The organism is Allobosea lupini (genome assembly GCF_900109525.1).
Lineage (GTDB): Bacteria > Pseudomonadota > Alphaproteobacteria > Rhizobiales > Beijerinckiaceae > Allobosea > Allobosea lupini.
The window spans coordinates 53,338-78,362 of the sequence record NZ_FOAN01000011.1; the positions used below are offsets into that span (position 1 = coordinate 53,338).

At 66.8% G+C, this 25,025-nt stretch carries 19 protein-coding genes; 8 read left to right on the top strand and 11 right to left on the bottom strand.

Going from position 1 to position 25,025, the window contains the following annotated elements:
* Positions 1-32 precede the first annotated feature (32 nt).
* The 4 genes from BMZ21_RS25625 to BMZ21_RS25640 form a co-directional block, all read right to left on the bottom strand.
* Positions 33-1,625 carry an ABC transporter substrate-binding protein gene (locus BMZ21_RS25625; protein WP_425285475.1) on the bottom strand — a complete coding sequence of 531 codons (1,593 nt, stop codon included), beginning with the start codon at positions 1,623-1,625 and terminating at the stop codon, positions 33-35.
* A gap of 241 nt (positions 1,626-1,866) precedes the next feature.
* Positions 1,867-3,495 carry an amidohydrolase gene (locus BMZ21_RS25630; RefSeq protein WP_091841512.1) on the bottom strand — a complete coding sequence of 543 codons (1,629 nt, stop codon included), beginning with the start codon at positions 3,493-3,495 and terminating at the stop codon, positions 1,867-1,869.
* A 204-nt stretch (positions 3,496-3,699) separates the two neighbouring features.
* Positions 3,700-5,187, bottom strand: coding sequence for a M81 family metallopeptidase (locus BMZ21_RS25635; RefSeq protein WP_091841515.1), 1,488 nt, complete (start codon positions 5,185-5,187; stop codon positions 3,700-3,702).
* A gap of 153 nt (positions 5,188-5,340) precedes the next feature.
* Positions 5,341-6,468 (bottom strand): saccharopine dehydrogenase family protein, encoded by a 1,128-nt coding sequence (locus BMZ21_RS25640; protein ID WP_091841779.1) that lies wholly within the window; start codon positions 6,466-6,468, stop codon positions 5,341-5,343.
* A gap of 120 nt (positions 6,469-6,588) precedes the next feature.
* Here BMZ21_RS25640 and BMZ21_RS25645 point away from each other — a divergent pair, with 120 nt between their 5' ends.
* Entirely contained in the window at positions 6,589-7,020 is a 432-nt protein-coding gene (locus tag BMZ21_RS25645) for an Lrp/AsnC family transcriptional regulator (RefSeq protein WP_091841517.1), read from the top strand.
* Between the two features lie 2 nt (positions 7,021-7,022).
* Here the strand turns inward: BMZ21_RS25645 and BMZ21_RS25650 are convergent, their stop codons facing one another.
* Positions 7,023-7,826 (bottom strand): IclR family transcriptional regulator, encoded by an 804-nt coding sequence (locus BMZ21_RS25650; RefSeq protein ID WP_091841518.1) that lies wholly within the window; start codon positions 7,824-7,826, stop codon positions 7,023-7,025.
* Positions 7,827-8,003: 177 nt separating this feature from the next.
* On the opposite strand from BMZ21_RS25650, the gene BMZ21_RS25655 reads away from it, so the two are divergent.
* The 7 genes from BMZ21_RS25655 to BMZ21_RS25685 all read left to right on the top strand — a co-directional run bounded on the left by BMZ21_RS25655 (position 8,004) and on the right by BMZ21_RS25685 (position 17,563).
* On the top strand, positions 8,004-9,560 hold the full coding sequence (locus BMZ21_RS25655; protein WP_091841520.1) for an ABC transporter substrate-binding protein: 1,557 nt from the start codon (positions 8,004-8,006) through the stop codon (positions 9,558-9,560).
* Between the two features lie 145 nt (positions 9,561-9,705).
* Positions 9,706-10,683: an ABC transporter permease gene (locus BMZ21_RS25660; protein WP_091841523.1), complete on the top strand. Its 978-nt coding sequence runs from the start codon at positions 9,706-9,708 to the stop codon at positions 10,681-10,683.
* Complete coding sequence (locus BMZ21_RS25665; protein ID WP_091841526.1) at positions 10,680-11,516, top strand: ABC transporter permease; 837 nt, start codon at positions 10,680-10,682, stop codon at positions 11,514-11,516. The genes BMZ21_RS25660 and BMZ21_RS25665 overlap by 4 nt, the downstream gene beginning before the upstream one ends.
* The gene (locus BMZ21_RS25670) at positions 11,516-13,123 is read left to right on the top strand and encodes an ABC transporter ATP-binding protein (protein ID WP_091841528.1); all 1,608 of its coding nucleotides are present in this window, start codon (positions 11,516-11,518) and stop codon (positions 13,121-13,123) included. The genes BMZ21_RS25665 and BMZ21_RS25670 overlap by 1 nt, the downstream gene beginning before the upstream one ends.
* Before the next feature lie 140 nt (positions 13,124-13,263).
* Positions 13,264-14,553 (top strand): ArgE/DapE family deacylase, encoded by a 1,290-nt coding sequence (locus BMZ21_RS25675; protein ID WP_091841530.1) that lies wholly within the window; start codon positions 13,264-13,266, stop codon positions 14,551-14,553.
* A gap of 78 nt (positions 14,554-14,631) precedes the next feature.
* Positions 14,632-15,516, top strand: coding sequence for a DMT family transporter (locus tag BMZ21_RS25680; protein ID WP_091841532.1), 885 nt, complete (start codon positions 14,632-14,634; stop codon positions 15,514-15,516).
* 91 nt (positions 15,517-15,607) lie between these two features.
* On the top strand, positions 15,608-17,563 hold the full coding sequence (locus BMZ21_RS25685; protein WP_244544006.1) for a hybrid sensor histidine kinase/response regulator: 1,956 nt from the start codon (positions 15,608-15,610) through the stop codon (positions 17,561-17,563).
* Between the two features lie 6 nt (positions 17,564-17,569).
* On the opposite strand, the gene BMZ21_RS25690 is transcribed toward BMZ21_RS25685, so the two are convergent.
* The 6 genes from BMZ21_RS25690 to BMZ21_RS25715 all read right to left on the bottom strand — a co-directional run bounded on the left by BMZ21_RS25690 (position 17,570) and on the right by BMZ21_RS25715 (position 24,286).
* Complete coding sequence (locus BMZ21_RS25690; RefSeq protein WP_244544007.1) at positions 17,570-18,604, bottom strand: LacI family DNA-binding transcriptional regulator; 1,035 nt, start codon at positions 18,602-18,604, stop codon at positions 17,570-17,572.
* Between the two features lie 136 nt (positions 18,605-18,740).
* The gene (locus BMZ21_RS25695; RefSeq protein WP_091841539.1) at positions 18,741-19,865 is read right to left on the bottom strand and encodes a substrate-binding domain-containing protein; all 1,125 of its coding nucleotides are present in this window, start codon (positions 19,863-19,865) and stop codon (positions 18,741-18,743) included.
* 80 nt (positions 19,866-19,945) lie between these two features.
* Positions 19,946-20,929: an ABC transporter permease gene (locus BMZ21_RS25700; RefSeq protein WP_208862370.1), complete on the bottom strand. Its 984-nt coding sequence runs from the start codon at positions 20,927-20,929 to the stop codon at positions 19,946-19,948.
* Entirely contained in the window at positions 20,926-21,903 is a 978-nt protein-coding gene (locus BMZ21_RS25705; RefSeq protein WP_091841541.1) for an ABC transporter permease, read from the bottom strand. Before BMZ21_RS25705 ends, BMZ21_RS25700 begins: the two co-directional genes overlap by 4 nt.
* On the bottom strand, positions 21,900-23,414 hold the full coding sequence (locus BMZ21_RS25710) for a sugar ABC transporter ATP-binding protein (protein ID WP_091841544.1): 1,515 nt from the start codon (positions 23,412-23,414) through the stop codon (positions 21,900-21,902). Before BMZ21_RS25710 ends, BMZ21_RS25705 begins: the two co-directional genes overlap by 4 nt.
* Complete coding sequence (locus BMZ21_RS25715; RefSeq protein WP_091841546.1) at positions 23,411-24,286, bottom strand: sugar phosphate isomerase/epimerase family protein; 876 nt, start codon at positions 24,284-24,286, stop codon at positions 23,411-23,413. The genes BMZ21_RS25710 and BMZ21_RS25715 overlap by 4 nt, the downstream gene beginning before the upstream one ends.
* Positions 24,287-25,025: the final 739 nt, after the last annotated feature.

Genomic DNA, 25,025 nt, shown 5'->3' on the forward strand with positions numbered 1-25,025 from the left:
CGCGTTTCTCGTTACATCCGATGGGACGAGGCTTACTTCGCCGCAGGCGAGGTGCTGTCGACCCAGAGCTCCTCGTAGCGCTGCAGCGCCAGCTCGGTCGCATTCGGCTGGAGGCCGTGCAGCCAGGGCTGATAGGCCAGCACCGCCTTGTTGTAGTTGAAGAACCAGACGGGCGCCTCGTCCTGCAGCATGGCGTTGGCCTTCTTCAGCAGGTCGAGCTGCTTGGCCGCATCGGCCTCGTTCGAGGCGTCGTCGATCAGCTTGTCATAGGCCGGGTTCTTGAAAGTGGTGTAGTTGCAGGACGAGCGCGGCGTCGAGGAGTGGAAGCACTTCAGCGCCGTCAGGGAGTCCGGGCCCGAGGTGTTCGACCAGATATAGGCCTGGAAGTCGCCGCCGACGACGACGCCACCGAGCGCCGAGGTCTCGACCGGCTTGACCTTCACCTTGATGCCGACCTTGGCGAGCATCGGGATCGTCGCTTCGACGATCGGCACGCCCCAGCTCTCGTTCGGCGTCGCGGTCCATTCGAACTCGAAGCCGTCGGGATAGCCGGCCTCGACCAGAAGCTTCTTGGCCTTCTCAGGGTCGAAGGCGTAGGGCTTGGCGTCCTTGTCGAAGGCGGGCGAGGACAGCGGCAGCCAGCTCACGGCGCGGTAGGCCTTGTCGCGGACGAGGCGCTTGATGATCAGCTCGCTGTCGATGGCATAGTTGATCGCCTGGCGGACGCGCTTGTCGGAGAAGGGCTTGAAGGTCGGGTTCATGCCCATATTGCGGGTGAAGACCTCGGCGACCTCCAGGATGCCCTTCGACAGGTTCGGGTCCGCCTTGTAGGCGACGTACTGGGTCGAACCCAGGATCGAGACGTCGACCTCCTTGTTGCGGAAGGCGACGTCGCGCGCCGCCGCCTCGCCCATCGGCGAGATCACGAGCTTGTCGGCATAGGGCTTGCCGGCGAGGTAGTACTTGTCCCAGCGCTCGAAGGCCATGCGCGAGCCCGGCACATGCTCAACGAACTTGAAGGGGCCGAGGCCGATCGGCTTGTCGAAGAAGCCGGCGGCCTGTGCTTCCTTGGCCGGCAGGATCGCGGTCTGCGCCTGGAACAGGAAGTAGCCGGGATCGGCCTTGTCGGTCAGCGTCATCGAGAAGCTGGACTCGTCGATCTTCTTCAGGCCTGAGATCTCCTTGGCCTGGCCCTTCTGGACGTCGGTCGCGCCGACGATGCGGGCGACATAGCGCGCGCCCGGATAGTTCTTCGAACCATCCATGATGCGGGTATAGGACCAGATGACGTCGTCGGAGGTCAGCTTGCGGCCGTTATGGAAGAGCGCGTTGTCGCGCAGCTTGTAGGTATAAGTCTTGCCGTCGGCCGAGACCTGGACGCTCTCGGCGATGTCGAGCACCGGCTTGCCGTTCTTGGCGTCCCATTTGTAGAGCATGCCGTGCAGCGCGTAGCCGTAGATCTCGTCCTGGATCTGGTTCGAGACATGGCTGTCATTGCTGACGAAGGAGGCGCCATAGGGCGCGGTGAAGCGGATCGTGCCGCCGCGGCGCGGCTCCTGGGCCTGCGCCTGCAGGGTAAAGGCGGCCGCGACTGTCAGCGCGGTCGTGAAGGCAAGCTTTTTCAACACGTCGAAACCTCCCATTATGCCGGTAAACTCCCAGAGCCCGTTCCGGTCAGCTTGCGCAGCAAGCCGACCGGGAAAACGGCCTCTGTTCTCATGTTTGGAGACGGATTCACCGATCAGGCTTTCGGCCTGATCGGATCCGGCTCCAGGTCGGCGCCGTTGGCCGGCGCCGATATTCGTTCCATTTGAAACCATAGCGGGCTTTCACGCCCTGTCTTCTTGTTTCCATTGTGCAGCGCGTTCAGGCCGTCCCTGAACGCTCGTAGACGACCTGGCCGCCGCGAATGGTGATGTCGCAGCGGGTATCCCTGAGGATCTCCTCCGGCGAGGCCGAAAGCAGGTCGCGCGAGAACACGGCGACATCGGCGAGGAAGCCAGGCACAAGCTTGCCCTTCACCGCTTCCTGCTTCTGCGAGAAGGCGCCGTATTCGGTATAGGCCTGCAGCGCCTCCTCGATCGAGACGCGCTGGCGTTCATCCATCACCGTGCCGCGCCAGGTCTGGCGCGTCAGCATGGTGTGGAAGTTCGGGAACGGATCGGGATCGCAGACCGGCGCGTCGCTGCCGGTCGCCGGCTTCAGGCCAAGATCGAACCAGGTCCGGAATGGATAGCTCGGCAGCGCCCGCTCCTCGCCGAGCACCTTGATATAGGCGTCGCCGAAATCATGGATGAAGACCTGCTGCGGGCAGGGATAGATCCCGGCCTTGACCATCCGCTCGTGCTGCTGCGGCGTCGAGAAGCCGCAATGCTCGATGCGGTGGCGCCGGTTGGGATCGGGGTGAGCGGCGAGCGCCTTCTCATAGGCGGTGATCAACTGCTCGATCGCGGCATCGCCGATGGCGTGGCAGGCGAGCTGGTAGCCCTTGGCATGAGCGTCCAGCACCTGCCGCTCCAGATCCTCGTCCGAGAGCATCTGCACCCCGGTGGTCTTGTCCTCGCCGAGATAGGGCTCGCTCATCCAGGCAGTGCGGCCGCCGGCCGAGCCGTCGAGGAAGATCTTGACCGCGCCGATCATCAGCATCTCGTCGCCGGTGCCGGAGAGCAGCCCGGCGTCATGGCATTGCGGCACGATCGAGCGGCCCTCGTCGCCGAGCAGAGCGAGCCAGGTCCGCACCGGCAGGCGGCCATCGCGCTTGGCCTTGTGATAGGCCGCGATCTCGTTGAAACCGGTGACCATGCCGACCGCCGCATCCATGCAGCTGGTGATCCCGAGCGAGAGCAGGTACTGGCCGCCGCGCTCGATCGCGGCGATGAGCTGCTCTTCGTTCGGTGCCGGGATCGCGGCCTTGACCGGGGCGCGGGCGTTCTCCGCGAGCAGGCCGGTGAGCCGGCCGTTCTGCTGCTCGATCAATCCACCCGGCGGGGTCGGCGAGGTCTCGTCGATGCCCCCGAGCGCGAGCGCCAGGGAATTGACGATCGAGATGTGACCACAGGTCCTGACCAGCATCACCGGGTTGTTCGGCGCGGCGCGGTCGAGCTCCTCGCGGAACGGGTGCCGGCCGGTGTCGAGCTTGGTCTGGTCGTAGCCGCGCGCCAGCACCCACTCGCCCGGCTTCGACTTCGCGGCGCGCGCGGCGATCTGGCCGAGCAGCGCGTCCAGCGTCGGTGCCGCTGCAGGACGGGCATCGACCCAGTCCATGGTCAGGCCGACCGAAATCAAATGGAGATGGGAATCGTTCAGCCCCGGCGTCGCCAGTCGGCCGGCGAGGTCGATGACCCTGGTCGAGGGCCCGATCAGGCTGGCGATCTCGGCGTCCTTGCCGGCCGCGAGCACCTTGTCGCCCCAGAGCGCCAGCGCCTCGACCACGCCCTCCTGCCGGCCGCACCAGATCGGCCCGCCGCGCAGCACGATATCGGCCTTGACGCTCATGCCGCTTGCTCCGTCGTCATCGTCGCTTCCTGTTGTCCTAAGGGCTCAGAATTCGGTGGAACACCTTCAGCCCTCATCCTGAGGAGCAAGCGCAGCTTGCGTCTCGAAGGATGCTCCAGTTGGTTCCGGAGCCTCCTGAAACATCCTTCGAGACGCCGCTTTGCGGCTCCTCAGTATGAGGGCTGTGGGTGTGCACGTCACCGCTCAGATATCGTCGAGCGGGAAGATCGGGCGGCGTACCTTCTGGTAAGGCCGCTCCTTGAAGTTCCTGGTCGAGAGCGCGCCGGTGTCGACCTCGATCACTTCGCGGGCGATCGGCTCGAATGCGGCGCGGAAATGCTGCATCGACTTGACGATCACGGTCGATTTCCGCGTCGGGTCGACGCCGAGCGAGGTGAACTGGGCAAGGTCGGTCGCCTGGCCGTTATGGGTGATGACGATGATCTCGACATCGGCGACCCGCAGCAGGGCCGAGAGGCCGTAATTGCGCCAGACGCCGCCGCCCATCGGCCCGTAGCAGATGAAATGCCCGTCGGTGAGTGCCACGACATGGGCGTCGAGCTCGAGCGGGCCGCCGCCGGTGTTGGGATCCACCTTGCCGCCGAGCTTGAGCCTGACGCGGTTGCCGACGCCGGCCGCCTGCGCCGCGAGCGCAGCCTCGGGATCGCGGATCGCATGGAAGCCGACATTCCTCAGGCCGGCTTCAAGCACCGCGCGCAAGAGGTTAGTCGCATCGCCATAGGCGCCCGAGCCCGGATTGTCGGAATAGTCGGAGATCACCAGCGGCTTGCCGCCGGCCTCCGGCCCGAGCGTGCCTTCGCCCGCCTTGGCCCTGGCCATCGCCTCCTTCAGCGGGGTGAAGTGGATCGAGGAGTAGTGCCGCTGCTCCCAGGCATAGTCCATCAGCTCCTCGGCGATGGCCTGCGCCTTGTCGCGATCGTCATGGGTGACGGCGATGGAGGGGCCGATATCGTGGACGTCGGCCGAGGAAAAGCCGGCCTGGACGCTGACCACGAGCGCATCGCACGACGCTTCCAGCGCATCGCCGCGGCGCAGCAGCTCCATGAAGGGCGGCGAAGTCGTGCGTCCGCCATCGAGCGCGTAGAGGATCGGCCGGCGGGCGACCGCGACGCGCGGCCTGATCTCGCCTTTCATCGCCCGCTCAAGCAGTTCGGCGCCCTGCCAGGTCCGCTCATACTGGTCGATATGCGGATAGGTCCGATACGAGATCAGCGCATTCGCGTTGTCGGCCATGGCTTGCGTCAGCGTCGCGTGCAAATCGAGGATCGCGACGACCGGAACATCCGGCCCGACCTTGGCGCGGATGCGCTGCAGCAGCTCGCCTTCGCCATCGTCGGAGCTTTCGGTGGCCATCGCGCCGTGCAGATGCAGCAGCACGCCGTCGAGCCGCTCGCAGGCGGAAAGGATCAAGCCGGCGAAGACATCGAAGGCCGCGTCGGTGACGCGGCCCGAGGGGTTGGCTCCGGTGACAAGCGGGTGGACGAGGCTCCAGCCGAACTTTTCGGCCGCCTCGAAGGCGGCGCCCATCGATGTCCGCGTGCCCTGGAAGGCGGCGGGCACCTCATTGTCGCGGAAGACGCCGTGATGGCGGAACACCGCCTCATCGGTGAGCTGAACACTGAACGTGTTCGTCTCGTGCATGAATTCCGCGATCAGGACGCGTCTGGCCATCGTGCGGTCGTTTCCCCGAAAACGTTCCCTATGGAACTATTTTTTGTTTTGTAGCGTGGGTGCGGGCGTTTGCCAGCCCGGACCCGGTCATGCGTCCCCTGACATCGGCCCGCTTGCGGGACAGGGGCGAATATGCTTGGCGCCGCCGAATGCTCAGGCGGCGCGGGCCGCATGGGTCTCGCCGGGGGCGTGGCCGAGATCCTCGGGCCGCGCATAGGCGCGGCCGAAGCGGTTGGCGAGGAAAGCATCGAGGCCGATATCCTCCTGCTTGACGAAGCCCTTCTGCGGCAGCTTGCCCTCTGCCAGCAGGTCGAGCACGGCGCAGATGCCCGACGCCGTGGTGATCTGGATGGCGCTGCGCATCACGCCGCCGACCACGGCGCTGTAGACCTTGTTGGCATAGGTCTGCTGGGTCAGCCGGCCGTTCAGCCGGCCGCTGGCGGTGACGAAGATCACGACTACATCCTGCAGCGTGCTCGGCAGGGCGTTCTCGAAGATGTCCTTCAGCACGTCGCGGCGCTCGGACAGGCGCAGGTCCTGCAGCAGCGCCTTCATGATCGCGCAATGGCCGGGATAGCGGATGGTGCGATAGTTCAGCGTGCGCACCTTGCCGGCGAGCGTGTCGCAGAGCGTGCCGAGCCCGCCCGAGGTGTTGAAGGCCTCGTAGGTGATGCCGTCGAGCGAGAACTCCTCGCGCTCTTCCATCGCCGGCACCAGAGTGCGCTCGCCGTTGACGACGGCCTCGCAGGGCTCGCAATACTCGTTGATGACGCCGTCCGTGCTCCAGGTCAGGTTGTAGTTCAGCGCGTTCGACGGGTACTGCGGCAGCGCGCCGACGCGAAGCTTGAGGCTGTCCAGCTGGTCGAAGTCGCGGGCGAGATCGGCGGCGACGATCGAGATGAAGCCCGGCGCCAGCCCGCATTGCGGGATCAGCGCCGCCTTGGCGGTCAGCGCCAGCTCCTTCACCCGGCGGGTCGAGGCGACGTCCTCGGTCAAATCGAGATAGTGCACGCCTTGGGTGTCGGCGGCCTCGGCGATGCGCGTCGTCAGATCGTAGGGCGCCGCCGAGAGCACGGCGAAGGCGCCGTTCAGGACGTCGGCGAGCTCGTTGGCGTCGGTGATGTCGACCCGGCGGGTGGAGATCGTCGAACTGGTCCTGATCGCGGCGAGCTGTTCGTTGGAGCGGTCGGCGATCACCACGCGGTAATCCCCGGTAGCGCCGAGCAGGTCGGCGATGGTCGCGCCGATCTTGCCGGCGCCGATGACGACCACGTTTTTCATGGTTCCCCCGATGAATCTGTTTCTGTCAGAGAGATTCGCTCCTGGCTTCGTCGGATAGAAGCCGGCGACGCGACGATTCATATGGGATTTTTCAGCGAAACGCCGTAAGCTTTCGGCGCTATGCCGATAGACCCGACCGATCGCCATCTCCTGACCCTGCTCACCGAGAACGCCCGCGCTCCGGTGGCCGAGCTCGGCCGCAAGCTCGGCCTGTCACGCACGACGGTGCAGAGCCGGATCGAGCGGCTGGAGCGCCGTGGCGTCATCGCCGGTTACACGGCACGGCTTTCGGAGGATTACGAGAAGGGCCAGGTCAAGGCGCATGTGCTGATCACGGCGTTGCCGAAGCTTGCGGTGCGCGTCGAGACGGAGCTGCGGCGCATCCCCGAAATCAGGACGCTGCATTCGATCAGCGGCCAGTTCGACATGATCGCCGTGGTGGTCGCGCCCTCGATCGGCGAGCTCGACGGTTTGATCGACCGGATCGGCGCGCTCGAAGGCGTTGAGCGCACGATGTCCTCCATCATCCTCTCGACAAGGATCGAGCGTTAGCCTCAATCCGGCAGGACGCGTCCTCCGATCCGCGCCGCAGCGTCGCGCAGCGCGTCGAGATGCACCGGGCGCCCCTGTGGCGCGACGATCGAGGTCAGCGAGGAGATGCTGAGCGCCCCGGCGAGCGCGCCGGAGCGGTCGAAGATCGGCACACCGACACCGGTCAGGCCGATGAAGAAATCGTCGGCGGCCAGCTCCCAGCCCTGCGCCCGGATGCGGTCGGCCTCGCGCCAGAGCAGGTCTGGATCGGTCTGGCTCGCAGGGGCGCGTTTGGGCAGATCGAGCGAAAGAGCCAGCCGGCGCTGCTCGTCGTCGAGATAGGCCAGCAGTACGCGCGGGCCGCCGCCGCAGTTCAACGGTGCCTGTGCGCCGACCGCGAACCAGGTCGCATCGACATGCGGCAGCGAGGCGCGCACGCGATCGACGCAGAGCCCGCGCCCGGCGATATGGACCCAGAGGAAGGCAGTCGCGCCGGTCTTCTCGGCTATCTCGGTCAGATAGGGGCCGGCGATGTCGCGCAATTCGCGGCCGGTCGTCACTGCGCTGCCGAGCTCGATCAGCCCGACGGCCAGCGCATAGCTCTGGGAATGCTCGTCATATTCGACGAGCTCATTGAGCTGCAACGTCAGCAGCAGACGCCGCGTCGTGCCCTTGTCGAGGCCGACCTGCCGGGCGAGCTCGCTCAGGCCGAGCCGCGGCTGCTCCGGCCGGAAAGCCCGCAGCAGCGCTATCGCGCGGTCGACGGCCCGGACGATCGGCACGCCCGGCGGCAGTTGCGCGGCCCTGTCCTCGTCTTTGTCGTTCATCGCAAATGTGGATACGCCATGTTCGTTTGCTGAGCGTGTCGCCTAATAACACGCCATGTCAACCATTGACACGGATTTTGTCTCTCGCTTTCATGGCTGCCGAGCTTGCCAACAGACGCGTGATCGGGTGCGATCGGCCTGAACCGGCTGCCAATGAAAGAACGGGGGAGAACGACGATGACCGGATTGAGATTTGGCCTGGCGCTCGCCGCCTCCGTCCTGGCGCTCGGCGTGGCGCAGGCGCAGGAACCGAAGAAGGGCGGCACGGTCCACGTCGTCGTCCAGCCCGAGCCGCCGATGCTGATGCAGGGGCTCAACCAGAACGGCCCGACCAACATGGTCGCCGGCAACATCTACGAGTCGCTGCTGCGCTATAACGAGAAGCTGGAGCCGCAGCCCTCGTTGGCCAAGAGCTGGGAGATCTCGCCTGACGCGAAGGTCTACACCTTCAAGCTGCAGGAGGGCGTGACCTGGCATGACGGCAAGCCGTTCACGGCCGATGACGTCGTCTTCACCCTCGACAAGTTCCTGCGCGAGGTCCATCCGCGCTGGCGCCCGATCGTCAACGCCCAGGTCGACAAGATCGAGAAGGTCGACGACCTCACCGTCAAGATCACGCTGAAGCAGCCCTTCGGCCCGCTGATCATGACGCAGGAAGTCGCCTCCGCGCCGATGATCCCCAAGCACATCTATGACGGTACCGATTATCGCGCCAACCCGGCCAACAATACGCCGATCGGCACCGGCCCATTCAAGCTGAAGGAGTGGAAGAAGGGCTCCTACATCCACCTCGTCAAGAACGAGAACTACTGGCTCAAGGGCAAGCCGAACCTCGACGAGATCTACTGGCAGATCATCCCCGATGCGGCGGCCCGCGCCGTCGCCTACGAGACCGGCAAAGTCGACGTGCTGACCGGCGGCTCGGTCGACGTCTACGACGTGGCGCGGCTTTCCAAGCTGCCCAACACCTGCGTCACCACCAAGGGCTGGGAGATGTTCGCCCCCCATGCCTGGCTGACGCCGAACGTCCGCACCGGCATTTTGGGCAACAAGCAGTTCCGCCAGGGGCTGATCTACGCGATCGACCGCGAGTTCGGCCGCGAGGTGGTCTGGGGCGGGCTCGGCAAGCTGCCGACCGGCCCGATCTCGTCGAAGACCAAGTTCTATTCGGCCGACGTGCCGAAATACGCCTTCGATCCCGCCAAGGCGAAGGAGCTGATCAAGGCTTCCGGCTACAAGGGCGAGACGATCCGCCTGCTCAACCTGCCCTATGGCGAGACCTGGACGCGCTGGACCGAGGCGATCAAGCAGAATCTCGAAGATGTCGGCGTCAAGGTGCAGGTCGAAAACACCGACGTGCCCGGCTGGACCCAGAAGGCCAGCAACTGGGACTTCGACCTCAACTTCAACTTCCTCTACCAGCTCGGCGACCCCGCCATGGGCGTTGCGCGCAGCTACATCACCTCCAACATCGCCAAGGGCAATCCCTTCGCCAATGTCGGCGGCTACTCCAATCCCGAGGTCGACAAGCTCTTCGCCGAGGCGGCGATCGCGCCGACGGACAGCGCGCGGCAGGAGCTCTACACCAAGGTGCAGAAGCTCCTGGCCGACGAACTGCCGGTGCTGTGGCTGCTCGAGATGGATTTCCCGACGATCTATCGCTGCAACGTCAAGAACCTCGTCACCACCGGCGTTGGCGTGAACGACGGCTTCCGCGACGCCTGGAAGGAGTGAGTTCGGAGCTGATCGCTTGGGCAATGTCGTCTCGGACAAGCCGCGTCAGCGGTGCCGATCCGGGACCCATGCCTGAACCGTTCCGGCATGGGTCCCGGGTCTCCCTCCGGTCGCCCGGGATGACGGCAAGCAAAGACGGGTCTGAATGAACCTCGCGCAATTCCTCGCCGGCCGGCTCGCAAAGGGGATCGTCGTCCTCTTCGCCATCGCGGTGCTGAACTTCTTCCTGATCCGGGCCGCGCCGGGCGATCCGGCGCAGGTGCTGGCTGGCGAAGCCGGCGCTGCCGACGAGCAATTGCTGATCCAGTTGCGCGAGCGCTTCGGCCTCGACCAGCCGCTGCTGACCCAGCTCTGGGTCTATCTCAAGGGCTATCTCAGCTTCGATCTCGGCTTCAGCTACCGCCAGCAGCAGAGCGTGCTCAGCCTGATCCTCGACCGCCTGCCTGCGACGCTGCTGCTGACCGGCGCCGCCTTCATCGTCTCGCTTGGGCTGGGCACGCTGATGGGCGCGCTCGCCGCCCGCCGCGCCGGCCGCTGGCAGGACAGCGTCATCACAACGCTGGCGCTGGTCTTCTATGCGACGCCGCTGTTCTGGGTCGCGCTGATGAGCCAGATCGTCTTCGCGCTGAAACTCGGCCTCGTCCCCAATGTCGGCTACGAGAGCATCGGCGCGAACTATACCGGGCTCGCCCGTGCGCTCGACATCGCCAGCCATCTCGTCCTGCCGGCCCTGACGCTCGGCCTGTTCTTCACCGCCCTCTATGCCCGGATGATGCGGGCCTCGATGCTTGAGGTCGCGGGCGCCGATTTCGTCAAGACAGCCCGCGCCAAGGGGCTCAGCCCCGGCGTGATCTCGCGTCGGCATGTCGCCCGCAACGCGATCCTGCCGGTGGTGACGCTGGCGGGCCTGCAGGCAGGCCAACTGGTCGGCGGCGCCGTGCTCACCGAGACCGTCTTCGCCTGGCCGGGCATCGGGCGCCTGATGTTCGATGCCCTGGTGCAGCGCGACTATTCGGTGCTGCTCGGCGTCTTCTTCATCTCCTCGGCCATGGTCGTCGGCTTCAACATCCTGACCGATATCGTCTACCGGCTCGCCGATCCGCGCATCGAGGCGGTGTCATGAGCTTCCTCAAGCGTTTTTCCCGCAATCGCGGCGCCCTGATCGGCCTTGCTATCCTGATCGCGGTGGTGCTCTTTGCCATCCTCGCGCCCTCGCTTTATCCGCAATCGCCTTGGCGGACGGTGGCGCGGCCCTTCCTTGCGCCCTTCGTGATGGAGCGCTTCCCGCTCGGCACCGATACGCTCGGGCGCGACATCGCCTCGGGCCTGGCGCACGGCGCCCGTGTCTCGCTGACGATCGGGCTGGTCTCGACGATTGTCGCGCTGCTGATCGGCGTGCCGCTGGGCGCCATCGCCGGCTATGCCGGCGGCTTCATCGACGATGCGCTGATGCGCTTCACCGAGTTCTTCCAGACCATCCCCTCCTTCGCGCTCGCCATTGTGCTGGTCGCGATCCTGCAGCCCAAGCTCGGCTCGATCGTGCTCGCCATCGGCGTGGTCAGTTGGCCGCCGGTGGCGCGGCTGGTGCGCGGCGAGGTGCTCTCGCTAAAGACCCGCGAATATGTCCAGGCGGCGATCACCATCGGCCAGCCGACGGCGCGGATCATCTGGAGCCAGGTGCTGCCCAACACGATCGCGCCGATCATCGTAATGGGCTCGCTGATGATCGGCTCGGCGATCCTGCTCGAATCCTCGCTCTCCTTCCTCGGCCTCGGCGATCCCAACCTGATGAGCTGGGGCTACATGGTTGGCGCCGGCCGCACGCGCCTGCTCGACGCCTGGTGGATCAGCTTCTTCCCGGGCGTTGCGATCTTCCTGACCGTGCTGGCCCTCAACCTTGCCGGCGAAGGGCTGAACGATGCGATGAACCCGCGCCTCGCCCGGGAGAGAGAATGATGGCCGAGCCCGTCCTCTCGATCGAAGGCCTGAAGCTCGCACTGCCCGTGATGGCCGACCGCCCCTATGCGGTCGAGGATGCGACGCTTCGCATCGCCGCGGGCGAGACGCTCTGCGTCGTCGGCGAATCCGGCTCCGGCAAGTCGATGATCGCCCATGCGGTGATGGGGCTCCTGCCCAAGGCGGTGAAGCCGGTCGCCGGCGCGATCAGGCTCGCCGGCCGCGACCTCCTGGCGCTGTCGGAAGAGGCGATGCAGGACGTGCGCGGCCGCGAGGTCGGCATGATCTTCCAGGAGCCGATGACCTCGCTCAACCCGGTCATGCGCGTCGCCGACCAGATCGTCGAGACCTTCGAGGCGCATAAGCTGCTGACCAAGCCGGAGCGCTACGCCCGTGCCGTCGCGCTGCTGACAGAGGTCGGCCTACCCGAGCCGGAGCGGCTGGCGCGGGCCTATCCGCATGAGCTCTCGGGCGGCCAGCGCCAGCGCGTGATGATCGCGATGGCGCTGGCTCTCGAACCGAAGCTGCTGATCGCCGACGAGCCGACCACCGCGCTCGACGTGACCACGCAGGCGCAAATCCTCAAGCTGATCGACAATCTCCGCCACAAGCACGGCACCGCGGTCTTGTTCATCACCCACGACATGGGCGTCGTCGCCGAGATCGCCGACCGCATCGCCGTGCTGGAGAAGGGCGTACTGGTCGAGGAAGGTACGGTCGACCAGGTGCTCGGCTCTCCCCGCCACCCCTATACGCAGAAGCTGCTCGCCGCCGTGCCCTCGCTGACGCCGCCGGAGCGGCCGGCGCTGCCGGAAAGCAAGCCGGTGCTCACCGTCGAGAAGCTCGGCAAGGTCTATCGCAAGCGCGCCTTCTTCCGCCCGGGCCGCGAAGTCAGGGCAGCCGACGATGTCAGCTTCACGCTGGCGCGCGGCGAGACGCTGGGGCTCGTCGGCGAGTCCGGCTCGGGCAAGTCGACGGTCGGGCGCTGCTGCCTGCGCCTGATCGAGCCGGATTCAGGGCGCATCACCCTCGGCGACCTCACCATCACCGACCTCAGCGTCGCGGCGCTCCGCCCGCATCGCAAGCGGATCCAGATGGTGTTCCAGGATCCGTTCGCCTCGCTCAATCCGCGCCAGACCGTCGGGCGGATCATCTCGGACGGGCCGGTCGCGCACGGCACGTCACGCAAGAACGCGCTGGCGCGGGCGAAGGAGCTGCTCGAACTGGTCGGGCTCTCCGCCAATGCGATCGACCGCTACCCGCATGAATTCTCCGGCGGCCAGCGCCAGCGCATCGGCATCGCCCGGGCCCTCGCGCTCGAGCCGGACGTCCTCGTCGCCGACGAGGCGGTTTCGGCGCTCGACGTCTCCGTGCAGGCGCAGATCCTCAAGCTGATCAAGGACATCCAGCAGCGGCTCGGCCTCGCCATCCTGTTCGTCACCCACGATCTGCGCGTCGCCGCGCAGATCTGCGACAAGATCGCGGTGATGCAGCGCGGCAGGATCGTCGAGGCCGGCCCGACCGCCGCGCTCTTTTCCGCCCCCCAGCACGCCTACACCCGCCAGCTGCTCGCCGCCGTGCCCGGCGGCGAGCGGTTCGGGCGGTGAGTTCCATTCGTCATTCTCGGGCGTAGCGAAGCGCAGACCCGAGAATCTCAGGACCAGATGGCTGGTTTCCGAGATGGTCGGGTCAAGCCCGACCATGACGAGCCGGCCGAATGCCTGCCTATCTACCGGAGACCCCAGCCATGCCGCTCGACCCCGCCCTGCGCGACCGTATCCTCAGCTCCGTCGAAGCGGGCTTTGCCGAGCAGATCGCCTTCACCCGGGAGATGATCCGCTTTCCGTCGACACGCGGCGACGAGCACACCGTCCAGGACTTCATCTTCCGGGCCTTGAGGCAGCGCGGCTTCACCATGGACCGCTTTGCCATGGATCGCGAGGCGATCGGTCGCCATCCGGGCGGGGCGCCGTTCTCTGACACGCATTCGGACGCGCCGATTGTGGTCGGCATCCACCACCCGCGCGAGGAGACGGGTCGCTCGCTGATCCTGCAGTCCCATGTCGACGTGGTGCCGACCGGCCCGGCCGAGCTCTGGACGCATCCGCCCTTCGATCCCGTGATCGAGGGCGACTGGCTCTATGGCCGTGGCGGTGCCGACATGAAGGCGGGCGGCGCTGCGAATCTCTATTGCCTCGATGCGCTCCGGCGCATCGGCCTGCAGCCGGCGGGAACCGTCTATGTCCAGTCGGTGGTCGAGGAGGAATCGACCGGCAACGGCGCGTTGATGACTCATTTGCGCGGCTACGCGGCCGATGCGGTGCTGATCCCCGAGCCCGAGGAAGAGATGTTGGTGCGCGCCAATACCGGTGTGCTCTGGTTCCAGTTCGAGGTCCGCGGCGTGCCGATGCATGTGCGCGAGATGGCGGCGGGGGCGAATGCGATCGACGCGGCCTATCGCGTCATCGGCGCGCTGCGCGAACTCGAGGCGGCGCTCAACCGCGAGAAGATCGGCCGGCCGCATTTCGAGGATGTCGCCCATCCGATCAACCTCAACATCGGCAAGATCGAGGGCGGCGACTGGGCTTCGTCGGTGCCGTGCTGGTGCAAGGTCGACTGTCGCATCGGCCTCTATCCCGGCATGTCGGCCGAAGAGCTCGGCAAGCGCATCGAGGCGAAGGTGCTCGCCTTCGCGCGCGCCGATGCGTTCCTCTCGAACAACCCGCCCCAGGTCGTCTTCAACGGCTTCTGGTCGGAAGGGTATGTGCTCGAGCCCGGCAGCGAGGCCGAGGCCGTGCTCGGCCGTGCCCATCAGGGCTCGACCGGCAAGGCGCTGAAGAGCTTCATGACCCCCGGCTATCTCGATACCCGGGTCTACGCCCTCTACGACAAGGTGCCGGCACTCTGCTACGGCCCGATCTCGGAGAACATCCATGCCTTCGACGAGCGCGTCAGCCTGGCCTCCCTGAAGCGGATCACCGGCACCATGGCGCTCTTCGTCGCCGAATGGTGCGGGGTGGAGGCGATCGCGGAGTGATGACGCGCGCCTGCCGTGCATCGAGCCTGCAGCGAAATGACATGACGGTGCAGGCTCCTCCTCACGCATAGTCCGATCATGCCGACCGTGTCCGCCCGCTCGCTCCTGCTCGTCCCGCTGCTCGGGCTGCTCTGGGGCTTCAACTGGCCGGCGGTCCGGATCTCACTGACCGAGATCGCGCCATGGACCTTGCGAGCCGGCGGCATGACCTTCGCCGGGCTTGCTCTCGTCGCGGTCGCGCTGGCGCGGGACATCAGTCTCAAGGTGCCGGCCGCGCATTGGCCCAGGCTGATCGTCGCCGGCATCCTGTCGATCGCCGCCTTCAATATCCTGCTCGCCTTCGCGCAGTTGATGGCGCCGACCTCTCGGGCCGCGATCCTGACCTTCACCATGCCGGTCTGGGCAACGCTGATGGCCTGGCCGGTATTGGGCGAGCACGTCGACCGCCCGCGGCTGATCGGCCTGGGGCTCGGCATCGCCGGATTGCTCTGCCTCGGTCTGCCGCTGATCCGCGCGGGCCAGCTCTCGCCGGGGCTTGCTCTCGCTTTGCTTGCGAGCATCAGCTGGGCGCTCGGCACCATCGTCACCAAGCGCTGGCCGGTCGCGGCGCCGACGCTGTCGATCGCCGCCTGGCAATTGCTGATCGGCGGCGCGGCGGCCGGTATCGGCATGCTGATTTTCGAGGGCATTCCGGTCCCGAGGACCCTGTCGCCGCCGGTTGCGGCGGCACTGACCTTCCATATCCTCGGCGCGCAGGCGCTCGCCTATTTCCTCTGGTTCACCGTGATCGCCCGGCTTCCTGCGGGGATCGCCAGCCTCGGCACCTTGATGGTTCCGGCGGTCGGGGCGCTCGGCTCGGTCCTCCTGCTCGGCGAGCGGCCGGCGGCGAGCGACTGGCTCGGCCTCGTCCTCGTGGTTGCCGCTTCGGGTGCGATCCTTGTCTCGCCAAAACCGGGTCCTTGACCCTAGGTCATTTTTTCTTCGTCCCGTCCGGAACCTTTTGCGCAATGCCGCGTTTAGCGCGTTGGACATGTCAAATATCAAGGTTCCAAACGTGCTTCAGATCGCGGAAGGTCCGGTGACCGCCGAGCGCTACCGCTTGCTGGTGGAATCCGTCACGGACTACGCGATCTACATGCTCGATCCGCAGGGGACCGTGATCAGCTGGAACCCCGGCGCCCGGCGTTTCAAGGGCTATGAGGACCACGAGATCATCGGCCAGCCGTTCTCGCGCTTCTACACCGAGGAGGATCGCGCTGCCGGCTTGCCGGAGCGAGCTCTGGGCCAGGCCGCCGAAACAGGGCGCTTCGAGAGCGAGGGCTGGCGCGTCCGCAAGGACGGCACCCGCTTCTGGGCCAATGCTGTCATCGATGCGATCATAAACCCGGCGACCGGCCGGGTGCTCGGCTATGCCAAGGTCACGCGCGACCTGACCGAGCGGCGCCAGGCGGATGAGGCGCTGCGGCGGTCGGAGGAGAAGTTCCGCCTGCTGGTGCAGGGCGTCACCGACTACGCGATCTACATGCTCGATGCCGACGGCATCGTGACCAACTGGAACGCCGGTGCGCAGCGGATCAAAGGCTATGCGCCGGACGAGATCATCGGCCGGCATTTCTCGCTGTTCTACACGCCGGAGGATCGCGAGAAGGGCGAGCCGCAAAGGACGCTCCAGGCTGCGATCGACAATGGCAGCGCCGAAAAGGAAGGCTGGCGCATCCGCAAGAACGGCGAGACCTTCTGGGCGAGTGTCGTCATCGACCCGATCCGCGACGATGCTGGCGAGGTCATCGGCTTTGCCAAGGTTACGCGAGACCTGACCGAGCAGCGTAAGGTCCAAGCCGAGCTCGATGCGGCGCGCGAGGCCTTGTTCCAGGCGCAGAAGATCGAGGCCCTCGGCCAACTCACCGGCGGCGTTGCGCATGACTTCAACAATCTGCTGACCGCCGTGCTGGGCAGCCTCGAGCTCGTGCGTCGCCAGATCGGCGATGAGCGCCAGCTCAACCTGATCGACAATGCGATCAAGGGGGCGAGCCGGGGCATCTCCCTGACCCAGCGCATGCTCTCCTTCGCCCGCAAGCAGGAACTGGCGCTGCAGCCGGTGGCGGTCGACGTGCTCGTCGCGGAGATGGGCGACCTGCTGCAGCGTTCGCTGGGGCCGCTGATCCGGATCGAGACGGATTTTCCCGCCGATCTCGCGACCGCAGCGGCCGATTCGAACCAGCTCGAAGCCGCGGTCCTCAACCTTGCCGTCAATGCGCGGGACGCGATGCCGGAAGGCGGCGTATTGCGCGTCGGGGCCAAGAACGAATCCGTCGGCCGAGGCCATCGCAGTGGCCTGCCCGACGGCGACTATATCCGCCTCTCGGTGGCCGATACCGGTAGCGGAATGGATGCAAAGACACTGGCCCAGGCGACCGAGCCCTTCTTCACCACCAAGGGTGTCGGCAAGGGCACCGGGCTCGGCCTCTCGATGGTGCACGGCATGGCCGAGCAGCTCGGTGGCCGTCTGCAGCTGACCAGCCATGTGGGACGAGGCACGACCGTGGAAATCTGGCTGCCCGTGGCTTCCGCAATCATAACGGCCGAGCCTGTCCAGTTGCCTGTCGAGACGAAAATGGAGACCGCCATGGAGCCGCGCCCGCTGACTGTGCTCGCGGTCGATGACGATGCGCTCGTGCTGATGAACACAACCGCACTGCTGGAGGACCTCGGCCACAAGGTCATCGAGGCGAGCTCGGGGCGGGAGGCGCTGTCCGTGCTGGAGAACAACGAGATCGATCTGCTGATCACCGATCATGCCATGCCGCAGATGACCGGTGCGCAATTGATCACGGAAGTCGGACAGCGCTGGCCCAATGTGCCGGTCATCCTCGCTACAGGCTATGCCGATCTGCCGGCGGGCGCCGGAGCGGGCGTGTTGCGGCTGAACAAGCCGTTCTGGCAGGCCGATCTGGAAAAGGCGGTCAATGCGGCGATGGCGCGGCGCACGACGGCTGCAGCCGCGGCCTGAGGGCTGTCACCAGCCTTGATCGGTTCGCCGGGTCGGCGCGGCCGCCGAGCCGCGTTCGACCAGTCGGGTCGGCAGCACGAGATCGGGAGGGGCACCGCCTCCCGAGAGCTGTTCGATCAGCAGTTTCATCGCCGCCTGGCCGATCTCGCGGCGTGGCTGGTGGATGGTGGTGAGCTGCGGCTCGACGGCCTCCGCCAGCACGATGTCGTCGAAGCCGACCACCGAGACATCGTCAGGGACGTTGCGGCCGCGGGCGCGCAGCTCGCCCATGGCGCCGACCGCCATCTGGTCGCTGGCGGCGAATATGGCGCTGTAATCGACGCCTCTCGCAGCGAGCATGCGGATCGCGGCGCGCCCGGCGGCGAGGCCGAAATCGCCCTCGACGACGAGGTCCGGGTCGGCCGGAATGCCGGCATCGGCGAGGCCGGCGAGATAGCCGTCGCGACGGTCGAGGCTCATCGGATCCGGCATCGGGCCGGCGATATGGGCGATCCGGCGATGGCCGAGCCTGGCGAGGTGGGCAACTGCTGCGCGTGCCGCAGCATGGTTGTCGACCTTGACTGTCGGCAGATTGAGCCCAGGCAGCATCTCGAGCGCAACGACGATGGGCGGCAGGCGGCTGCGTTTGGCGAGGGCCTCGGGGAAGCGGCCGACCATCAGGATCAGTCCGTCGGCATGGCGCTCCCTGACCATGTCGACATAGCGCAGGATGCGCTCGTCATCGTCGCGGGCATCGCCCATCAGCACCTTGTAGCCGGCGTCGACTGCGGCTTCTTCGACGCCCTTGTAGATCTCGAGATAGAACGGGTTGCTGATGTCGCGCACCAGCAGGATCACGGTGCGCGTCGCCTGGAGGCGGAGATTGCGCGCCTGGGCGTTGGGAATGAAGCCGGTCGCCGCGACCGCCGCGATGACGCGCTCGCGGGTCCGCGCCTTGACCCTCTCCGGCTGAGCCAAAGCGCGCGACACCGTCGCCGTCGAGACGCCGGCGAGGCGCGCGACTTCGGCGATGGTCGGGGCGGCTATGGGGGCGTCTTGCAAGGTCGATGATCTGGAACGGCGGCGGCGAATCGGCGCGACGGAGGCAGGAGCCCCATCATGCCGCAATCGTTGCCGATAAGGCAGGGCCGGGCGCCCATATGGTGCGGGCGCCCGGTGTGGGGGTTCACGCGCCGTATTACTTCCCGCCCCAACGGGCCGGATAGTTCGTCATCTGCTCGCAGCCGCAGAGCGCATAGTGCAGCGGCGGCATCTTGTCGTTGACGAACTTGTCGAGGGTCTCGGCCGTGATCGCCGGCTGCGGCAGCTTCCAGGTCGGGCCCACCACTGGCTCGCCCTTGAGGATGCGGATCGCCGCGATTACCGGGGTGCGCCACTGATAGGTCGGATAGGTCGGCGCGATCGCGGTGAGCTTGTTCTTCTTCCACTTCTGCAGGAAGTCCTGCTGGTCCTCGCCGTTGATCACCGGATAGGGCTTGCCGGCGTCCTCGAAGGCCTCGAGCGCCGCGACCGCGGTCGCGCCGGCATCCATCCAGACGCCGTCGATCTTGCCGAAGCGGTTGATGTAGTCCTCGACGATCGCCTTGGTCTTGGCGTTGTCGCCATTGGTGAACTCGGCGCCGACGACTTTGATGCCTTTCTCCTTGAAGATGCGCTCGGCCGCGGCCCAGCGGTTCTCCAGCACGTCGACGCCCGGCAGGATGCGCAGCGCCAGTACAGCGCCGCCGGCCGGGATCTTCTCGGCGATGAAGCTCGCGCCCTGGATGCCGAAGCCGTAGCCGCCGATCGGGTTGATGAAGGTGACCGGCGCCTTGCTGTCGACGCCGCGATCGAAGACCACGACGGGCAGCTTCTTAGCGGCCGCCTCGACCGCCGGCGTCAGCGCTGCCGTGGTGTTCGGCGAGACGATCAGCGCATCGCACTGGCCGCTGTTGACGAAGGCGTTGATGTCCGAAATCTGCTTGTCGTCCTTGCCCTCGGCGTCGGCATGGGTGAACGAGGCGATATCGGCCTTGTTGGCGTCGACCTCGGCCTGCATGTTGGTGAAGCCGACGACGCGCCAGGGGTTGTTCACGCCCGCATTGGAGAAGCAGAGCTTATAGGGGCCGGGCTTCTTGTACTTGGCGGTGTCGACCTTCTCGCCGCCGAGGTTCTGCTCCCATGGCTTGCCGTCGGGACCCTGCGGGGCGACCGTCAGCAGCGCCTTCTGGCGCTCGAATTCGGCGGGATCGTTGAAGTTCTGGGCGATGGCGCCCGTCGACAGTGCCGCCAGCAGCGCCGTCAAACCGATCTGCGTCTTCATGTTCACCTCCCTCTGTCGCGCCGCCTTGCCGGCGGCCTCTGGCGGAGCGCGTGGGATCACGCGCCTCCGAAAACTCGTTTTCAGGCGCGTCGCATGCGCCAGGCGCTCGATGCCACAGCTGCGATCAGGATCAGGCCCTGAACGGTCTCACGCAGCGGCTGCGGCAGGCCCATCAGGTTGAGCAAGGTGAACAGGGCGAACAGGCTGAGCGCGCCGGCGACCGCGCCGGTCACGCTGGCGCGCCCGCCGAGCAATTGCGCCCCGCCGATGACGCAGGCGGCGATCGCCTGTAGTTCGAGCCCCTGTCCGACCGCGGTCGAGACGCCGGCGAAGCCGCCGAGCAGGATGCCCGCGGTCACCGCCGACAGCGCCGAGATCACGAAGACCAGAACCCGCGTCGCGCCGACCGGCACGCCGGAAAGCTCCGCCGCGCGCGGATTGTCGCCGACCGCCAGCACCTGCCGGCCGAAGACTGTCGCGTGCAACAGCCAGGCGGCGATCCCGACGGAGCCGATGAGGATGAGCACCGAGAGCGGCATGATCCCGGTTACGGGAACGTCGCGATAGACGAGGCGGCCTAGCGCCCGGAAATTCTCCGGCAGATAGCCGCGCGGCGCCCCGCCCGACCACATCAGCGCCGCGCCATTCAGTGAGAGCAGCATGCCGAGCGTCGCGATGATCGAGGGCACCTTGAGCAGGGTGACGACGAGCCCGTTGACGAGGCCGACGCCGAGCCCGATCAGATAGAGCACGCCGATCGTCCACCAGGTGTTCTCGGGGTTGCCGCCGGCCAGCATCGAGCCGCCGAGCACGGTCAGCGTCACCAGCGATCCCATCGAGAGATCGAAGCCGCCGCCGGCGATGACGAAGAGCTGGCCGCAGGCGAGGATGATCAGCGGCGCGGCCCGGCGCAGGAAGTTGAGGAAGCCCTCGACCTCGAAATAGCTCGGCTGCATCACGGCGATAGTGCCGTAGAGCACGAGGAAGATGGCGAGGCCGACATTGATGCCGCGGGCGAAGCGCAGCGCCGCCGAGGGGGCGGTATGGCTGGCCACGGCGCTCATGCGACATGCCCCTTGCTGCGCACGGCGTAGACGGCGACCGCGAGGATGACGATGGCGCCGCGCAATACCTGCTTCGGGAAGGCGTCGATGCCGGTCATGTTGAAGACGGCGTCGAGCGTGGCGAAGAGGAAGACGCCCGCGAGCGTGCCCCAGACGCCACCGCGCCCGCCGGCGAGCAAGGTGCCGCCGATCACCACGACCGCGATCGATTCAAGATCGTAGACGCCGTCGCGGCCGACCCAGGGCGCCCCGGCGCGCAGGCGGCTGGCGAGATAGAGCCCGGTGAGGCCGGCCATCAGCGAGCACAAAACATGCGCGCCGATGATGACGCGCTCAGTGCGGATGCCGGCAAGGCGGGCGCCGTCGCGATTGCCGCCGGTGGCGTAGAGATGGGCGCCGAAGCGCGTGCGGCTCAGCAGCAGCCAGATCGCGAGCGCGAGCACGAACAGCAGCAGCACCGACCAGGGCAGCGGCCCGATCCGGCCATAGGCGAAGGCCTGGAAGGCTGCCGGAACCGAGCCGGCGAAATTGGAAAAGCTGGCCGAGAGCAGCCCCTGCAGGATCAAACCGACGCCGAGCGTCGCGATCAGCGGGTTGACGTCGAGCCGCGCGATGATCAGCCCGTTGACGAGGCCGACCGCTGCCGAGAGCGCCAGCACCGCCAGTACGGCCGGCGCGATCATTGCCGGCTCGCCTTTCATGATGAAGGAGGCGAGCACGGCCGAGACGCTGATCAGATTGGCGACGGACAGGTCGATCGAACCGACCAGGATGGTCAGCGTCTGCCCGAGCGCGACGATGCCGAGGCCGACCATGCGCTGGGTCAGGCCAATGAGCCCCTCGCCGCTGAGATAGGCGTGCTGGCCGGTCGCGAGCGCGGTTGCGACATAGAGCACGAGCGAGCCGGCGAAGAGCAGCGGCGCCACCGGCACGTCGCGCGCCGGGCGAGGGGCGGCGATATCAGCGACGCTCATGCCGCGACCTCCGCCGTCCCGGTGCCGAGGGCAAGGTGCATCACGTCTTCCTCGCTGGCGCCGCGCTTGAGTTCTCCGGCGATGCGGCCTTCATGCATGACCAGGATGCGGTCGCTGACGCCGATGATCTCCGGCAGGTCGGAGGAGATCATCAGGATGGCGCGGCCGCGATCGGCGAGACCTCGCATCAGCTGGTAGATCGCCGCCTTGGCGGCGACGTCGATGCCGCGGGTCGGCTCGAGGAAGATCAGCACCCTGGGATCGCGCGCCAGCCAGCGGCCGATCACGACCTTCTGCTGGTTGCCGCCGGAGAGCTCGCGGATCTCCTGGGTGAAGCCGGCGGCCCGGACATCGACCTCGGCGAGTTGCCGGTCGGCGGCGGCGCGCGCCATCGCGCCAGAAGCCGGTGGACGCAGGCGACGCGCAAAGGCGCGCAGCGTCATCAGGACATTGTCGCGCAGCGATTGCTGCGGGGCGATGCCCTCCTTCTTGCGATCGTCGGAGAGGAAGCCGATGCCGGCGATTATGGCCGCTCGCGGCGATTGGATCAGGCCGTCCAGCCCATCGACGGTCATCCGGCCGCGGGTGAACGGCTCGTCGCCGAAGAGAGCTCGCCCCAGCGCGCCCTTGCCGGAGCCTTCGAGCCCGGCGACGCCGACGATCTCGCCGGCGCGCAGGTCGAGCGCGATATCGGAGAGGATGGCGTTGCCGGCACCCTGCACCGACAGCACGACCGGGCCGAGCCTGGCCGGATCACCCGGCGGCGGAAAGAAATCGGCGAGGTCGCGCCCGACCATCAGCCTGACGATCGTCGCCGGCGTCAGCGCGGCGGCCCGGTGTGTCGCGACCAACTTGCCGTCCTTCAGCACGGTGATGCGGTCGGCGATCGCCTTCAATTCGGCCATGCGGTGGGAGATGTAGAGGATCGCCGCGCCCTCGCGCCGGAGCGTCCCGACCAGTCCCAGAAGTCGGCCGGCATCGCGCTCATCGAGCGCTGCGGTCGGCTCGTCCATGACGATGATCTGGGCATCGAGCGCCAGCGCCTTGGCGATCTCGACCAGCTGCTGCTCGGCGATCGACAGAGATTTCACCAGCGCATCGGGCTGGACCCTGGCGCCGACACGCTCCAGCAGCTTGCGCGCGCCCTCCTGCATCGCGGCGCGGTCGAGCAGCCCGCCACGGGTCGGCTCAAGGCCAAGGAAGATGTTGTCGGCGACACTGCGCTCGGGCAGCAGGCTCAGCTCCTGGTGGATGATGCTGATCCCGGCCCGGCGCGCCTGGACCGGATGCCGGAAGGCGATCGGCTCCCCGTTCAGGAGGATTTCGCCTTCGTCGGGGCGATAGACGCCGCCCAGCACTTTCATCAGCGTCGACTTGCCGGCGCCGTTCTCGCCGCAGATGGCGTGGACCTCGCCGGAATGGCAATCGAGGCTGACATCGTCGAGCGCCCGCACGCCGGTGAAGCTCTTGCCGATGCCGCGCATCGAAAGGACCGGCGTATCGGCGCTCATGCCGCACCTGTCTTGTTGGGTTCAGCGGCTTCGGCCCAGCCGCGCCGGATGAAATCGTGGCTCTCGACGAGGAGCGTGTCGAGATCGGGGAAGAGGTCGCGCCAGACCCGTGTCGCCGCCGCGAGCGAGGGCAGCGCCCGGCCGAAAGCCTCGACCGTCAGCCAGCCGTCATAGCCGGTAGCGCGGATGGCGCGGAACGTCTGCGCCCACGGCACATGGCCGCGTCCGACGATGCCGCGATCGTTCTCTGAGAGATGGATGTGATTGATCTCGGGAGCGTAGCGGCTGTAGGCGCCTACGGGATCGCGCTCCTCGATATTGGCGTGGAAGGTGTCGTACATGTAGCCAAAGTTCGGATGCGCGACCTCGGCCTTCAGCGCGCTCGCGGCTTCCATCGTGTTCAGCGCGTAGCATTCGAAGCGGTTGATCGCCTCGAGCGAGAGCGCGATTCCGGCCTTGCCGGCCTCGTCCGCCATCGCATGCAGCGCTTCGGCGAGATGAGCGAGTTCGTCCTCGCGCGGGCCTTCGCCGGTGAAGACGCCGACCGGCGAATGATAGGGGCCGGCGATGACGGAGGCACCGAGCGCCGCGGCGCAGTCGACCGCCCAGCGATGGCGCTCGCGCGCCTTCCGGCGGATGGCAGCATCGGGCGAGAGCGGGTTGCTGTCCTCGGCGACGATGGTGACGATGGTGCGCTTCAGGCCGACCGCATCGAGCCGGTGGCCGAGCCGCTCGTAATGGCCGACATCGCCCTCGAAGACCGGGATCTCGACGCCGTCATAGCCGATATCGCGGATGCGCTCGCACAAGGGCAGGTGCGCTTCGTCGATGAAGCCGCCGACCGTCAGCAGGTTGAAGCCGATCTGGACCATTGCCTTGGCTTTCGAGCCGCGTTCAGCGCAGCCGCGGTGCGGTCGCGCGGCTGCAGAAAGCCGATGAAACGACGATGCTGGCATGCATGACCGGCATTCCTCCCTGGGGCGGTTCATTCTGCGGAACCGCTTCGGATCGGATTATGTAATCGATTGCAAAACTGTCAACCGGCTCCTTTGCGGCGCTCCGTCACATCAAAGGCGGCGATCCGACCGGGGCGCACTGCTTCGTCAGCGGACTGCGCGGTTGCGGCGATACGGGTGGGTTTGAACCACCGGCTAAGGTGGTTGCCGCCACGGAGCCCCTATTGATAGCCGGTCGATGGCACCTGCCTGTGACAGGCTCGCTGGCGGAACGGAATTCTCCCATGGCAGGTGCCGGCCGCAGGCGCTTCCGCCTCCTGCCCGGGACATCTTTGAAAAGACATTCCATTGACCGTGCCTGTGTTCGCATGAAGAATGTCAGTATCGAGCGCCGATAACTGCGCTCGATCGCGGGATTTGCTGGAGCAGCTTGCACCGCGTCAACAATGCTAAAAGCACCACGATGAAATCGTGGGCTCCGAGTCCGGAGACACGTCGATGAAGCCGCGTAATACTTTGGATCCTGAGCGATCGGACGGCCAGCCGCGATGTTCCTGATCCCTCGCCCTGCGGCCTGATCGCCGGGCTCGCCATTCCCTAGCAGCGTCCGCGTGCCGGCTTGCCCGGCCGGAGCGTCGTTCCCTGGCGACGCTTG

Excerpts from the sequence above, each read along its gene's own strand:
- BMZ21_RS25630 (WP_091841512.1), bottom strand. The coding sequence starts at position 3,495 with ATGAGCGTCAAGGCCGATATCGTGCTGCGCGGCGGGCCGATCTGGTGC.
- BMZ21_RS25635 (WP_091841515.1), bottom strand. The coding sequence starts at position 5,187 with ATGGCCAGACGCGTCCTGATCGCGGAATTCATGCACGAGACGAACACG.
- BMZ21_RS25640 (WP_091841779.1), bottom strand. The coding sequence starts at position 6,468 with ATGAAAAACGTGGTCGTCATCGGCGCCGGCAAGATCGGCGCGACCATC.
- BMZ21_RS25645 (WP_091841517.1), top strand. The coding sequence starts at position 6,589 with ATGCCGATAGACCCGACCGATCGCCATCTCCTGACCCTGCTCACCGAG.
- BMZ21_RS25650 (WP_091841518.1), bottom strand. The coding sequence starts at position 7,826 with ATGAACGACAAAGACGAGGACAGGGCCGCGCAACTGCCGCCGGGCGTG.
- BMZ21_RS25655 (WP_091841520.1), top strand. The coding sequence starts at position 8,004 with ATGACCGGATTGAGATTTGGCCTGGCGCTCGCCGCCTCCGTCCTGGCG.
- BMZ21_RS25660 (WP_091841523.1), top strand. The coding sequence starts at position 9,706 with ATGAACCTCGCGCAATTCCTCGCCGGCCGGCTCGCAAAGGGGATCGTC.
- BMZ21_RS25665 (WP_091841526.1), top strand. The coding sequence starts at position 10,680 with ATGAGCTTCCTCAAGCGTTTTTCCCGCAATCGCGGCGCCCTGATCGGC.
- BMZ21_RS25670 (WP_091841528.1), top strand. The coding sequence starts at position 11,516 with ATGGCCGAGCCCGTCCTCTCGATCGAAGGCCTGAAGCTCGCACTGCCC.
- BMZ21_RS25675 (WP_091841530.1), top strand. The coding sequence starts at position 13,264 with ATGCCGCTCGACCCCGCCCTGCGCGACCGTATCCTCAGCTCCGTCGAA.
- BMZ21_RS25680 (WP_091841532.1), top strand. The coding sequence starts at position 14,632 with ATGCCGACCGTGTCCGCCCGCTCGCTCCTGCTCGTCCCGCTGCTCGGG.
- BMZ21_RS25695 (WP_091841539.1), bottom strand. The coding sequence starts at position 19,865 with ATGAAGACGCAGATCGGTTTGACGGCGCTGCTGGCGGCACTGTCGACG.
- BMZ21_RS25700 (WP_208862370.1), bottom strand. The coding sequence starts at position 20,929 with ATGAGCGCCGTGGCCAGCCATACCGCCCCCTCGGCGGCGCTGCGCTTC.
- BMZ21_RS25705 (WP_091841541.1), bottom strand. The coding sequence starts at position 21,903 with ATGAGCGTCGCTGATATCGCCGCCCCTCGCCCGGCGCGCGACGTGCCG.
- BMZ21_RS25710 (WP_091841544.1), bottom strand. The coding sequence starts at position 23,414 with ATGAGCGCCGATACGCCGGTCCTTTCGATGCGCGGCATCGGCAAGAGC.
- BMZ21_RS25715 (WP_091841546.1), bottom strand. The coding sequence starts at position 24,286 with ATGGTCCAGATCGGCTTCAACCTGCTGACGGTCGGCGGCTTCATCGAC.